11 protein-coding genes are annotated in these 14,182 nt (G+C 39.1%); 10 read left to right on the forward strand and 1 reads right to left on the reverse strand.

The genetic code is table 11. From position 1 onward, the window contains the following. Positions 1 to 126: 126 nt before the first annotated feature. Complete coding sequence (locus tag AC625_RS01715) at positions 127 to 438, reverse strand: YgaP-like transmembrane domain (RefSeq protein WP_049679711.1); 312 nt, start codon at positions 436 to 438, stop codon at positions 127 to 129. A gap of 173 nt (positions 439 to 611) precedes the next feature. Between AC625_RS01715 and AC625_RS01720 the strand changes: the two genes are divergently transcribed. The 10 genes from AC625_RS01720 (at position 612) to gatB (ending at position 13,930) form a co-directional block, all read left to right on the forward strand. After that, entirely contained in the window at positions 612 to 2,354 is a 1,743-nt protein-coding gene (locus AC625_RS01720) for an adenine deaminase C-terminal domain-containing protein (protein WP_049679712.1), read from the forward strand. A gap of 61 nt (positions 2,355 to 2,415) precedes the next feature. After that, a complete protein-coding gene (locus AC625_RS01725; protein ID WP_049679713.1) occupies positions 2,416 to 3,486 on the forward strand; it encodes a DUF3048 domain-containing protein in 1,071 nt (356 codons plus the stop codon). An 11-nt stretch (positions 3,487 to 3,497) separates the two neighbouring features. Next, positions 3,498 to 3,806, forward strand: coding sequence for a YerC/YecD family TrpR-related protein (locus AC625_RS01730; RefSeq protein ID WP_049679714.1), 309 nt, complete (start codon positions 3,498 to 3,500; stop codon positions 3,804 to 3,806). A gap of 401 nt (positions 3,807 to 4,207) precedes the next feature. Further along, the gene (gene pcrB, locus AC625_RS01735) at positions 4,208 to 4,891 is read left to right on the forward strand and encodes a heptaprenylglyceryl phosphate synthase (RefSeq protein ID WP_049679715.1); all 684 of its coding nucleotides are present in this window, start codon (positions 4,208 to 4,210) and stop codon (positions 4,889 to 4,891) included. A gap of 69 nt (positions 4,892 to 4,960) precedes the next feature. Continuing rightward, positions 4,961 to 7,186 carry a DNA helicase PcrA gene (pcrA, locus tag AC625_RS01740; protein WP_049679716.1) on the forward strand — a complete coding sequence of 742 codons (2,226 nt, stop codon included), beginning with the start codon at positions 4,961 to 4,963 and terminating at the stop codon, positions 7,184 to 7,186. A gap of 17 nt (positions 7,187 to 7,203) precedes the next feature. Continuing rightward, a complete protein-coding gene (gene ligA / locus AC625_RS01745; protein WP_049679717.1) occupies positions 7,204 to 9,210 on the forward strand; it encodes an NAD-dependent DNA ligase LigA in 2,007 nt (668 codons plus the stop codon). 10 nt (positions 9,211 to 9,220) lie between these two features. Next, positions 9,221 to 10,390 (forward strand): CamS family sex pheromone protein, encoded by a 1,170-nt coding sequence (locus AC625_RS01750; protein ID WP_049679718.1) that lies wholly within the window; start codon positions 9,221 to 9,223, stop codon positions 10,388 to 10,390. 322 nt (positions 10,391 to 10,712) lie between these two features. Beyond that, complete coding sequence (gene gatC, locus AC625_RS01755; RefSeq protein WP_049679719.1) at positions 10,713 to 11,009, forward strand: Asp-tRNA(Asn)/Glu-tRNA(Gln) amidotransferase subunit GatC; 297 nt, start codon at positions 10,713 to 10,715, stop codon at positions 11,007 to 11,009. Positions 11,010 to 11,029: 20 nt separating this feature from the next. Then, positions 11,030 to 12,487 (forward strand): Asp-tRNA(Asn)/Glu-tRNA(Gln) amidotransferase subunit GatA, encoded by a 1,458-nt coding sequence (gene gatA, locus AC625_RS01760; protein WP_049679720.1) that lies wholly within the window; start codon positions 11,030 to 11,032, stop codon positions 12,485 to 12,487. A 12-nt stretch (positions 12,488 to 12,499) separates the two neighbouring features. Beyond that, positions 12,500 to 13,930, forward strand: coding sequence for an Asp-tRNA(Asn)/Glu-tRNA(Gln) amidotransferase subunit GatB (gatB, locus tag AC625_RS01765; RefSeq protein WP_049679721.1), 1,431 nt, complete (start codon positions 12,500 to 12,502; stop codon positions 13,928 to 13,930). Positions 13,931 to 14,182 lie beyond the last annotated feature (252 nt).

A 14,182-nucleotide genomic window follows, 5' to 3' on the forward strand; every position in this document is an offset into this window, starting at 1 on the left:
AAGGTCTGACCTCGCACTCTAAACAGTATGTAGTGTTTTTTACACGTATCTTATACTGAATTTAATTGTTGCGGGTCTGACCTTTTGCTTCGTGCGATGTCTGACCTTCATTGGGGTACTTTCTTTTTAACTTTCTGTTTTTTCATGATCTGAGATAAGATCATTCCCCATCCCCATTTGAGCCAATAAGGGCACCCCTTTTTTGATGATGTTATGGTCCCAGCTTAACGTTCCTTGACACTTTTCATAAAGAGCAACAAAAGGACAAAAACGAAGAATTCCTTCTCCAATTTTCATACTAGAAAGCATAGCCACAACTAAATAGGACTCTTTCCACGGTTTTCTTGACATTTTTGAAATTGACCATGCTAAAAGAGTAAAGCCACAAGTGATTCTGAGTAACGCGTTTGGGATACTGATATTGGTTTTGTATTTCATGCTAGACAAACCCCTTTCACAAATTATTCACATTATTCAACAAAACTTTAATGTATTAACTTGTTAAATGTGTTAGGATAATAAAAATGGGTGAATATTACTTATTTTTAATTCTTTACATGATTTTTTAACATAAATATAGTAATTAAATCTAATAAAATGGAGGGGTTCTCTTGTTAGAGCAACGTTATCGATGGAAGAATAAACATTTGCGAGAGCATGTTGATGTACTAGACGGAAACAGAGCTCCACATATTCTCCTACAAAATGCAACGTATTTAAATCAGTCATTACGAAAGTGGATACAAGCAAATATTTGGATTTATGATGATCGCATCGTCTATGTAGGGGGCAATCTTCCCGACAAATTAGATGATTGCGAAATCGTTGATTGCCAGGGCAACTTATTGGTTCCAGGCTATATTGAGCCCCATTCTCATCCATTTCAATTATATAATCCCCAGACGTTAGCTCGTTATGCATCGTATTTTGGGACAACGACATTAATTAATGATAACCTGGTTTTGTTTTTGCAATTAGAAAAAAAGAAAGCGTTTTCTTTATTGAAAGAATTGCGAAATATCCCGGCGAGTATGTATTGGTGGTGCAGGTTTGATGGGCAAACTGAACTACGTAATGAAGAAACAATTTTTACCCATGGGGATGTAAAGGCATGGCTCGAGCATGATGCCGTATTGCAAGGCGGGGAGTTAACTGCATGGCCAAGGCTGCTTGCTGGGGATGACATGATGCTTCACTGGATTCAAGAGGCAAAGCGAATGAGAAAGCAGATAGAAGGTCATTTCCCAGGAGCATCGGAAAAAACGTTAGCGAAAATGATGCTATTCGGAGCTGATTGTGATCATGAAGCCATGACTGGAAAAGAAGTGTTGTCTCGATTGATGCAAGGGTACACGGTTTCCTTGAGAAATTCTTCAATCCGACCGGACTTGGAAAATATATTGAAAGAAATTCATGAGCTTGGGATCGATCAATACGACAATTTTTTCTTTACGACGGATGGTTCATCGCCTTCATTTCATGAGAAGGGTTTCATTGATACGATGATTAAAATCGCAATTGAACAGGGCGTTCCGATTATAGATGCATATAATATGGCTACCATTAATGTTGCCCGCTATTATAATATTGAGTACTTACATGGAAATATTGCAACAGGCAGAGTAGCTAATATTAATTTCCTTCAATGTGAGACAGATCCAGCTCCTGTTTCTGTTCTAGCGAAAGGGAAATGGGTGAAACGTGATGGGGTGGAGCTTGAAGATTCGTCTGTTGTTCATTGGGATGAATATGGATTCGGAGAGTTACAGTTAGATTGGGAATTGGACAGTAATGATTTAGAGTTCTCGATGCCATTCGGTTTTGAAATGGTCAATGATGTGATTACGAAACCATACTCGATTACATCGGATTACTCTGATGGAAATCTGTCATTCGAACATGATGAGTGTTATTTTGTAATGGTGGACCGTGGCGGAGAATGGAGAATTAATACGATGGTTAAAGGCTTTGCCAATCAATTATGCGGGTTTGCAAGCACATATTCAAATACGGGAGACATTGTTCTAATTGGAAAACGAAAAGATGACATGCTTCTTGCTTTTCAGAGGATGAAGGAAATTGGTGGAGGAATTGTAATTGCTGAGCAAGGGAAAATCATTTTTGAAATGCGCTTAGCGTTAAAAGGACTGATTTCTGACAAAACAATGCCAGAGCTAATTAAAGAGGAAAAGGAATTGAAACAACTGCTTCAGGATAGAGGATATGTATTTTCAGATCCAATATACACATTGTTGTTTTTCTCAGCTACACATCTTCCATATATCCGTGTAACCCCAACGGGAATGTATGATATTATGAATAAAACAGTTCTCTTTCCTACAATAATGCGTTAAAATGTAAAAGAAGACTTATTTAAAAGAAAATATCCTGGAAACTGATAGGGAGTGCACAGGAATGAAGAAAAGTTTACCGCTTATTCTGTTTGCTGTTCTGTTATTGATGAGTGGCTGTCTAAAAAAAGAAGCTATGAGCGAGCGACCAATTGACAATTCTTCAAGTGAAATTGTCGGGCAAGATGAAACGACTCAAGAACCAGATGACAGCGATCAGTATACAAACATTTTCCCTTTAACAGGCATTGCAACGAACGATGATACAGAACATAGGGCGATAGCTGTAATGATTAATAATCACCCGAGAGCACGGCCTCAATCAGGCCTTTCAAAAGCAGATATTGTCTACGAAATGTATGCGGAAGCAGAAGTAACACGTTTCCTAGCCGTTTTTCAAAGTGAAATGCCAAAAGAAGTTGGACCGGTTCGCAGCGCTCGAGATTACTTTATTAAATTAGCAAAAGGGTTAGATTGTGTCTATGTATGTCACGGGAATAGCCCAGATGCTAAAGAGATGCTTGATCAAGGATATATTGATCATTTGAATGGATTAGAGTATGATGGAACGCTTTTTAAACGTTCGAGTGAACGAAAAGCACCTCATAATTCCTATATTTCTTTTGAAAACATCGAGAGAGGTGCTGAGCAGAATTCATATGATTTGACAAAAAAGCCTAAAGCCTTTACATTTTTGGAGAAATCCGAAATGGAACTATTACAAGGTGAACCTGCTTCTTTTGTTCAGATTTCTTATGGGGCATCCTTATTTGATGTAGAATTTTTGTATGATGAACAATCAGAAACGTACTCCAGATATTCTAATAATCAACAAACGATTGAATATGAAGATGAAGTGCCGATTAAGATAGACAATATCTTTATTATAGAAGCACCTCATAAGGTCATAGATAGTGTTGGAAGACGCGATATTGATTTTAATGCGGGTGGTAAGGCGTATCTACTGCAAAAAGGCAAATGGAATGAAATTCAATGGAAAAATAGCGAAGGCCGAATTGTTCCAGTGGAAAATGGAAAAGAAGTTGGTTTCGTACCAGGCAAAACGTGGGTGAATGTTTTGCCGGATAAGCCGGGAATTAGCCAGCTTGTCCATCTCGGTGCTCAAGAAAACTAGGGGGCAAAACTATGCAAATTGATAAATTAAGGGGAAAAGGTCTGGATCAGCTTTTCGAAGCCGTATTATCACTAAAAGATCTCGAAGAATGCTATCGTTTCTTTGACGACTTATGTACAGTTAATGAAATACAATCGCTATCACAGCGTCTTGAAGTAGCACGTATGCTCCAAGAAGGTAAAACATATCATCGAATTGAAACCGATACAGGTGCAAGCACAGCGACGATATCGCGTGTGAAACGATGCTTAAATTATGGAAATGATGCCTATACAATGGCATTGGATCGAATTAAGAAAGAGCCAGTAGAAGAAGAATAAGCAAGTCAGTTCGATGAATGCTGTTGTGTCTTCAGAAAGAGTCGGGGAGAGTTTTCCCTGGCTTTTTTATTTGTTTTTTTCTGATTATGACTTTTGAGGCTATCTTTCTTTTATAATGAATTTTTGTGTATCTCAAGGGTACGATTGGTTATAGGGTCTTGATCTGTCAAGATATGTTAAATGAAAGTTGCTACTTTATATTTTTATTCCGGATCGAGCAAATTCTTTTTGGTTCGTTATGTGTCAAATCATGATTGGCACGTAAAGTGCTTCTTCTAAACCGCAAAATCTTCTTTCCTACTCGTCTTCTTATTCTGGGCTATCGTTTCTTATAAATCTTTTTTTATCAAAAATCTTAATGCTATAATGGGGCTATGATAAATAATAATGGAGGATATAAGATGTACGATTTTCGGAAGTGGAAGCATGTGTTTAAGTTAGATCCTAATAAAGAAATAAATGATATAGATTTAGAAAGTATTTGTGAATCTGGAACTGACGCTATTCTAATTGGGGGAACAGACGGCGTTACCCTTGAAAATGTGTTAGATTTGATGGCAAGAGTTCGTCGTTACACAGTTCCTTGTATTCTTGAGGTATCATCTGTTGAAACAGTTACTCCTGGATTTGATTTGTATTTCATTCCAAGTGTTCTAAACAGCCAAGATTCAAAATGGATGATGAGATTACATCAGCAGGCTGTAAAGGAATATGGTGAAATTATGGATTGGTCTGAGATGTTTGTGGAAGGGTACTGCATTGTAAATCCTGATTGTAAAGCAGCTCAACTGACGGATGCAGATACGAATCTTGATGAAGATGATATTGCTGCATATGCCATGATGGCAGAGAAAATGTTTCATCTGCCGATATTTTATTTGGAATACAGTGGGATGTACGGCGATCCAAAAGTAGTGAAGAAGGTGAAACAAAACTTAAAAGAGACTATTTTCTTCTATGGCGGAGGAATTGTAACAGCAGCTCAAGCAAAAGAAATGGCAGAGTTTGCTGATGTTGTCGTAGTAGGGAATATTATCTATGACAATGTAAAGGCGGCACTTGAGACAGTTCCAGCAGTGAAATAAATGACTCTTTTAAATAGAGAAAGACTATAGTATAATAAAAAGAACAAACGTTCGCAAGGTGGTGCTTTCATGCAATTTTTAGCGGAAAAGTTAGTAAAAGGTTTAAATGAGCAACAGCAAAAGGCAGTGAAGGCAACAGATGGACCGCTTCTCATCATGGCTGGAGCGGGAAGTGGTAAAACAAGGGTGCTTACGCATCGAATTGCTTATTTAATGGTAGAAAAAGAAGTGGCGCCGTGGAATATTTTGGCAATTACTTTCACGAATAAGGCAGCACGCGAAATGAAAGAACGGATTCGGGGCATTCTTGGCGGAGCTTCAGATGAGATTTGGATCAGTACCTTCCACTCCATGTGTGTGCGGATTTTACGACGTGATATCGATCGCATCGGATATAATCGAAACTTCTCCATTTTAGATACAACCGATCAACAATCAGTTATTAAGCAAATCTTGAAAGACAAAAACCTCGATCCTAAAAAATATGATTATCGCGCTCTCTTAGGAACAATCAGTTCAGCAAAAAACGAACTCGTAACTCCAGAGGAATACCAAAAAACAGCCGGTGACTTCTATACAAATGTTGCAGCGGAAGTATACACGGAATATCAGAAACGGCTCAGAAAGAATCAAGCATGTGATTTTGATGACTTAATTATGTTGACCATCACGTTATTTCAGCGTGTACCTGAGGTTCTTGAATATTATCAGCGGAAATTCCAGTATATTCACGTGGATGAATATCAAGATACGAACCGAGCGCAATATATGCTCGTTAAGCTTCTCGCTTCACGATTCCGCAATTTATGTGTAGTTGGGGACAGCGATCAATCCATCTATCGCTGGCGTGGCGCGGATATCGCGAACATTCTATCATTTGAAAAAGACTACCCAAACGCAACGATGATTTTCCTTGAACAGAATTATCGTTCAACAAAGAAAATCTTAGAGGCAGCAAATAAAGTAATCGATAATAACCGAAATCGGAAGCCGAAAAACCTTTGGACGGAAAATATGGATGGGAATAAAATCAGATATTTCCGTGCTGATAGTGAACAAGGCGAAGCACAGTTTGTTGCTGGAAAGATTAATGAAATGATTCGTGACAGTTCCAGAAAGTTATCTGATATTGCAATCCTTTATAGAACAAACGCCCAGTCACGGGTTATGGAGGAAGTTTTATTAAAATCTAATCTGCAATATACCATTGTGGGCGGAATTAAGTTCTACGATCGTAAAGAAATTAAGGATATCCTAGCTTATTTACGATTGATTGCCAATCCAGATGACGATATCAGTTTACGTAGGGTCATTAATGTACCAAAACGAGGAATCGGGGCTACTTCTCTTGATAAGGTTGCTGATTATGCGGCAATGACAGATGGTTCGATGTATCAAGCACTGCAGGATATTGACATGATTGGCCTAAGTCCGAAGATCACAAAGGCAGCACGTGAATTCCGTGATTTAATCCATGCCTATACGAATCAGCAAGAATATCTGTCTGTCACCGAGCTTGTAGAAGAAGTGATTGAAAAAACAGGGTACCGTGAAATGCTTCAAGCAGAAAAATCAATTGAGTCACAAAGCCGCTTAGAAAATATCGATGAGTTTTTATCTGTAACTAAATCGTTTGAACAAAGTAATGACGATAAATCTTTAGTTGGCTTTTTAACCGACCTTGCATTAGTTGCCGATATTGATCAATTAGATGATACAGAAGAAGCACAGGAGTCAGTGACGCTCATGACCTTGCACTCTGCAAAAGGGTTGGAATTTCCAGTTGTATTTTTACTGGGGCTTGAAGAAGGGGTATTCCCGCATAGCCGTTCACTTATGGACGAAGAAGAAATGGAAGAAGAACGTAGGCTTGCTTACGTAGGTATCACTCGTGCAGAATCAGAGTTGTATATAACAAATGCCCAAATGAGAACATTGTTTGGTCGTACGAATATGAATCCTGTTTCGCGCTTTATTGCTGAAATTCCAGAAGAACTAATAGAAGATATGAAACCAAAACCCAAAAAATCAGCCTTACATTCTTCAAAACCAATACATTCAGGTGGTTCAAGACGTACACCTTCATTTGGAAAAGTGGTTGCTCAGCCGAATGCAACAGGTGGAGACGAAATTGGTTGGCAGGTTGGCGATAAAGCTGCCCATAAAAAATGGGGAACGGGAACGGTTGTCAGTGTAAAAGGTGAAGGTGAAGGCAAAGAATTAGACATTGCATTCCCAAGCCCAACTGGAATTAAACGTTTGCTTGCTAAGTTTGCACCCATTGAAAAAGTATAAGAGGAAGGACTGGATATATGGACGTACAGCAAGCAGCAGGAAAAATAACTGAATTACAAACGTTATTGAATCAATATGGTTATGAATATTATGTTTTGGATCAGCCGTCTGTTTCAGATGCAGAATATGATCAACTTCTAAGAGAATTAATTGAATACGAAGATCAATTTCCTGAATTGAGAACACCAGATTCACCGACCCAACGCGTGGGTGGGGCCGTACTCGAAATGTTTGAAAAGGTAGAACATACAAGTCCCATGCTGAGTCTTGGTAATGCATTTAACGAACAAGATTTGCGGGATTTTGATCGAAGAGTGCGACAAGCGGTTGGTGACTCGATTTCCTATGTATGCGAATTGAAAATCGACGGACTTGCTATTACGCTTCAATATGAGAATGGGTACTTTAAGCTTGGGGCTACTCGCGGTGATGGCACAATTGGGGAAGATATCACTGAAAACCTCAAGACAATTAAGTCCATCCCATTAAAACTTAAAGAACCTTATACAATCGAAGTTCGCGGTGAAGCATTTATGCCGAAGAAGTCATTTGAAGCATTGAACAAGGTGAAGGAAGAACAAAATGAAGAACCATTTGCTAATCCCCGAAACGCAGCAGCAGGCTCTCTTAGACAACTTGATCCGAAGCTTGCAGCAAAACGCAAACTGGATATTTTCCTATACGCGATTGCTAACTTAGAGGATATTGGTGTTGAATCTCATAGTGAGGGTCTTGATTTGCTGGACCGTCTTGGATTTAAAACGAATCAAGAACGAAAAACGTGTGCATCGATTGAAGAAGTATTAGAATATGTAGAGAGCTGGGTAGAGAGGCGCCCAAACCTGGCATATGATATTGATGGCATTGTGATTAAAGTGAATTCACTGCAACAACAAGAGGAATTAGGAAGGACAGCGAAAAGTCCTCGTTGGTCAATTGCTTATAAATTTCCGGCCGAAGAAGTGATTACAACGCTGTTAAATATTGAACTTAGTGTCGGGCGGACAGGAGTGGTAACACCTACTGCTTTACTTGAGCCAGTTAGAGTAGCTGGGTCAACAGTTCAGCGAGCAAGTCTTCATAATGAAGATTTGATACGGGAAAAAGATATCAAAATTGGTGATCAAGTCATCATAAAGAAAGCTGGAGATATCATCCCTGAAGTGGTCAATGTCCTTGTAGATCGACGTACCGGAGAAGAGATTGAATTCAACATGCCAACGCATTGCCCTGAATGTGAAAGTGAGCTTGTCCGACTTGAAGAGGAAGTCGCCCTTCGCTGCATCAATCCAAAGTGTCCGGCTCAGATTCGTGAAGGGTTGATTCACTTTGTATCTCGTAATGCGATGAACATCGATGGCCTTGGCGAAAAAGTAATCAGTCAATTATTTAGTGAAGGACTCATATTTGATGTTGCCGATTTATATAAATTGACATATGATCAGTTACTCGGCTTAGAGCGGATGGGTGAAAAGTCCGTCAATAATCTTATCGCAGCAATCGAAGCCTCCAAAAGTAATTCATTAGAAAAACTATTATTTGGTTTGGGCATCCGCCATGTTGGGGCAAAGGCAGCGAAAACATTAGCCCAAGAATTTATTACAATTGACGCATTGAGTAGTGCCAATCATGAAGATTTAACGGCCGTAAATGAAATTGGGGATAAGATGGCAGACTCCATTGTCGCCTATTTTGACCTAGAAGAAGTTCAAGCGCTGATGATTGAGCTGTTAAAAGCGGGAGTAAATCTCGAGTATAAAGGAGCGAGACCTGTCGCAGTTGATCAAATTGATAGCTTTTTTGCTGGGAAAACAATTGTACTGACTGGCAAGTTGCATCAACTAACGCGGAGTGAAGCTCAGGGGAAATTAGAAGCATTAGGTGCAAATGTTGCCGGAAGTGTCAGTAAGAAAACGGATTTAGTCGTTGCAGGAGAAGCTGCCGGATCTAAGCTAACAAAAGCAGATAGCTTAGGCATTGAAGTATGGAGCGAGGAGAAATTAATCGCAGAACTAACTAAATAGAGGTGTTAGAATGAAAAACATCACCTTCCTCGGAATCGTATTGGCTTTATTACTTTCCGGGTGTGCTCCGAAATTTGATAAGGAGCAAGAGGTCGTGAGTGAAACGGATAATAGTACGGAAAAAGCGATTGTGCCGAATTATCAAATTTCTGAGGATTATTATAAAACGGTGCTTCCTTTTAAAGAGTCACAGGCACGCGGGCTGGTTGTATCCAATTTAAATACGCGCTATGATATCGAGGAATTTGAAACTGGTTTAATGAGAATAGCTCAGAAGAATTTTAGTCCAGACAAGTATTTTTTCAGTGAAGGGCAAATTCTTGAAGGGAAACTGATTAATAAATGGCTTAGAAGAGAATATACGGAAGAACAGCTGAAAGAAAAGAAATTGGCTGCAAAGGATAATCTAGGCCTCAACCCAATTGATACGGGTAAAGGCGATATTGCAAACCGCAGTGAAAAGAATCCAATTTATTTAGCAAATATTCTTGAACATGATTATTTAGTGCAAAACAAGGACAAAACGGTTAGTTTAGGCGGAGTTGTCATTGGACTGGCTCTTAATTCTGTTTATTATTATCAAAAAGAAGCTTATGGCGCTACGTATGAAACGAAGATTAATCAAAATGAATTAGAGAAGCAAGGTAAGGCAATTGCTGAAAAAGTCGTGCAACGATTACGTGAAAAAAAAGGGATGAACGATGTACCTATCACGATTGCACTGTTTGAACAAAGAGAAAAATCCTCAGTTGTCCCAGGGAATTTTCTTTATTATTCCCACGTAGATGGTAATAAAAGTACGATTGGGAAATGGGAAAATGTTGATGAAGAGTACTATTTATTCCCCTCTACTGCAGCTGAAAAAGAGTATCGTGACGATGTAAGGTCATTTAAAAACTTTAAACAGGATATAGAAAATTATTTTCCAAACTTTAATGGAGTTGTTGGTCGAGCATTTTATGTGAATAAACAGCTAAAGGAATTGAATATTGATATTCCCATTCAGTTTTATGGAAATACAGAAGCGATTGGGTTTACACAATATGTAACGGGACTTATCATGAACCACTTTAATGAATATATTACCATTCAGATTTCTATTACATCAGTAAATGGTCCAGAAGCGCTAATTACTCGTAAGCCAGGTGATAGTGAACCGTATGTTCATATTTATAAATAAGATAAGGTAGGCAGACTCTGAAGATAGGCTGGGTCTGCTTTCTTCATATAAATACCAAAGTTCGTCAAATTACTTCATTATTTCCCAGACAATATTTGTGTATTTATCTGTAAAAATATCGAAATTCGACCTGTTTTTTTCTTGAATGGAAAACGAACAGATATTTAGCCATTTACTGTACTTGGAAGTGTTGCTTTAGGGCGTAAAAGTCTGATATTATTTAAATAATTGTTTTTTCGGAAATATGATCGGAATTCAATGAAAAAATAGAGAATATAGCATAATTATGCAGTCTTTTGAATCATCAATGGAGGTGAAGAGAATGTCACGTATATCAATGGAGCAAGTTAAACATGTTGCTCATTTGGCACGTTTAGGCATTACAGAGCAGGAAGCTGAGAAGATGCAAAAGGAACTGGATCTTATGATCTCCTTTGCGGAGCTATTGAATGAACTTGATACAGACGAAGTAAAACCAACTTTTCATGTGTTGGATATGCAAAATGTTATGAGGGAAGATATTTCACAAAAAGGGCTGCCTGTAGAAGAAGTATTGAAAAATGCACCAGACAGCAAGGATGGACATATTCGCGTACCATCCATTATGGAAGGCAAGTAAGGGATTAGGGAGGGATATAGATGTCGTTGTTTGAACATAAGGTTTCGGACCTGCATGAACGTTTACATAAAAAAGAACTATCAGTAACAGACCTTGTTAACGAATCATATGAAAGAATTGGACAGGTAGAAAGCCAAGTGAAGGCTTTCTTAACATTGGATGAAGAACGTGCACGGGTAAAAGCGAAGGAATTAGATGATAAACTTGCACGTGGCGAACAATCTGGTATGTTATTTGGTCTGCCAATCGGTGTGAAGGATAACATTGTGACTAAGAATTTACGTACAACATGTGCGAGCAAAATCTTGGAGAACTTTGATCCAATCTATGATGCGACTGTAGCGGAGAAGCTTAAACAAGCGGAAACGGTAACAATCGGCAAGTTGAATATGGATGAATTTGCGATGGGTTCTTCAAATGAAAACTCAGCTTTTCAAGCTACTCGCAACCCTTGGAATACGGATTATGTACCTGGAGGGTCTTCAGGTGGTTCAGCTGCTAGCGTTGCTGCTGGTGAAGTTCTGTTCTCACTTGGTTCGGATACAGGTGGCTCGATTCGCCAGCCAGCTGCATATTGCGGCGTCGTTGGATTAAAACCAACTTATGGCCGAGTATCTCGCTATGGGCTTGTTGCATTCGCTTCATCTCTTGATCAAATTGGGCCGATTACCCGTACGGTTGAGGATAATGCTTATTTACTAGAAGCTATTTCAGGTGTAGACCCGATGGATTCAACTTCAGCAAATGTGCAAGTTCCAAGCTTTGTGAATGCTTTAACAGGTGATGTTAAAGGACTGAAGATTGCTGTTCCGAAAGAGTATCTCGGAGAAGGGGTTAGTGAAGCTGCCCGCAATTCAGTACTTTCTGCGTTAAAAGTATTAGAAGGATTAGGTGCTGAGTGGGAAGAAGTGTCTTTACCACATTCCAAATATGCGCTTGCTGCTTATTACTTGCTATCTTCATCGGAAGCATCCGCCAACTTACAACGTTTCGACGGTGTTCGTTACGGATATCGTGCAGATAATGCTGAGAACTTAATCGAAATGTACAAGCAAACACGTGGAGAAGGCTTCGGAGACGAAGTGAAGCGCAGAATCATGCTTGGAACATTCTCATTAAGTTCTGGTTATTATGATGCGTATTATAAAAAAGCACAAAAAGTCCGCACACTTATTAAGCAGGACTTTGAAAATGTATTTGCGAAGTATGATGTAATTATTGGGCCGACAACACCAACTCCAGCTTTTAAAATTGGTGAAAACACTGCGGATCCATTAACAATGTATGCAAATGATATTTTAACGATCCCTGTGAACCTTGCAGGTGTTCCAGGAATATCCGTTCCATGTGGATTCTCCAATGGGTTGCCGCTTGGTCTACAAATTATCGGCAAGCATTTTGATGAAAGCACTATTTATCGTACTGCGCATGCATTTGAGCAAGCGACAGAATTTCATAAACAATTTCCAAAGTTGTAAGGGGTGAATAAGATGAACTATGAAACGGTAATTGGCCTTGAAGTACATGTTGAATTAAAAACAGATTCAAAAATTTTCTCTGCAAGCCCGAACCATTTTGGGGCGGCACCAAATACGAATACGACCGTGATTGACCTTGGTTATCCTGGAACCCTACCGGTTGTTAATAAACAAGCTGTCGATTTTGCCATGAAGGCTGCGATCGCTTTAAACTGTAAAGTACCGGAAATTACGAAATTTGACCGAAAAAACTATTTTTACCCGGATAACCCAAAAGCGTATCAAATCTCTCAATTCGATCAGCCAATTGGTGAACATGGCTGGATTGAGATTGAAGTTGGTGGAAAGAAAAAGAAAATCGGCATTACACGCATTCATATGGAAGAAGATGCAGGTAAGTTGACACATACAAACGATGGCTATTCTCTTTGCGACTATAATCGCCAAGGTACACCACTCGTTGAAATTGTTTCAGAACCTGATATTACATCACCTGAGGAAGCCTATGCGTATTTGGAAAAAATCAAATCGATTATCCAGTACACAGGTGTATCGGATTGTAAAATGGAAGAAGGTTCATTGCGCTGCGACGCAAACATCTCCTTGCGTCCTGTTGGACAAAAAGAGTTTGGAACAAAAACAGAATTGAAGAATTTGAACTCATTCAACTTTGTCCGCAAAGGATTGGAATATGAAGAAATTCGTCAAGCTGAAGTGTTAAATGCAGGTGGGATAATCGAACAAGAAACACGTCGTTTTGATGAATCAACGGGAAAAACACTTCTAATGCGTGTGAAAGAAGGTTCTGATGATTACCGATACTTCCCAGAACCGGATCTTCTGACTATTCATATTGACGAAGAATGGAAAGCGCGGATCGCGGCTGAAATACCTGAGCTTCCAGATGCACGGAAAAAACGCTATGTAGAAGAGCTAGGACTGCCAGAATATGATGCGGCTGTTTTAACTGTGACTAAAGAATCGGCTGATTTCTTCGAGGCGACGGTTGAGCAAGGAGCAGATCCGAAACAAGCGTCCAACTGGATAATGGGAGAACTTTCAGCGTATCTTAATGCCGAAGGAAAAGAACTCCATGACATCGAGCTTACACCTCAAACACTTGCTGGGATGATTAAGTTAATCGAAGACGGAACGATATCATCTAAAATTGCCAAAACCGTATTCAAAGAGCTTGTTGAAAATGGTGGAAATGCAGAAGCGATTGTGAAGGAAAAAGGTTTAGTGCAAATCTCGGATGAAGGTGCACTTACGAAAATCGTAAATGAAGCACTTGATAACAATCCGCAATCGATTGAAGACTTTAAAGCGGGTAAGCAAAAAGCAACTGGCTTCCTTGTCGGCCAAATTATGAAAGCGACAAAAGGACAAGCCAATCCACAGCTAGTAAACAAAATTTTGCTTGTTGAATTGAACAAACGTTAATAGGTAGAAGTTGACTACAAAAGATCGAGGATGTCCCATGGGATATCCTCGTTTTTTTATGATAATGAATCTGCAAATTGAGATTTAGTAGAAATAGATTTAGCATGATAAGGAAAAAGGAATTAAAATGCGTCATGTATGGTGAAAATGAGATAAAACCATCCAATCGAGAATTTATGGATTACTCCCGAGTTGGAGGGGGAAACTAAGAAGAGGAAAGTGAAAGTGGATGGATAAATGGAAATGGTTATG

It is taken from the genome of Peribacillus loiseleuriae, from assembly GCF_001183985.1.
Classification (GTDB): domain Bacteria; phylum Bacillota; class Bacilli; order Bacillales; family DSM-1321; genus Peribacillus; species Peribacillus loiseleuriae.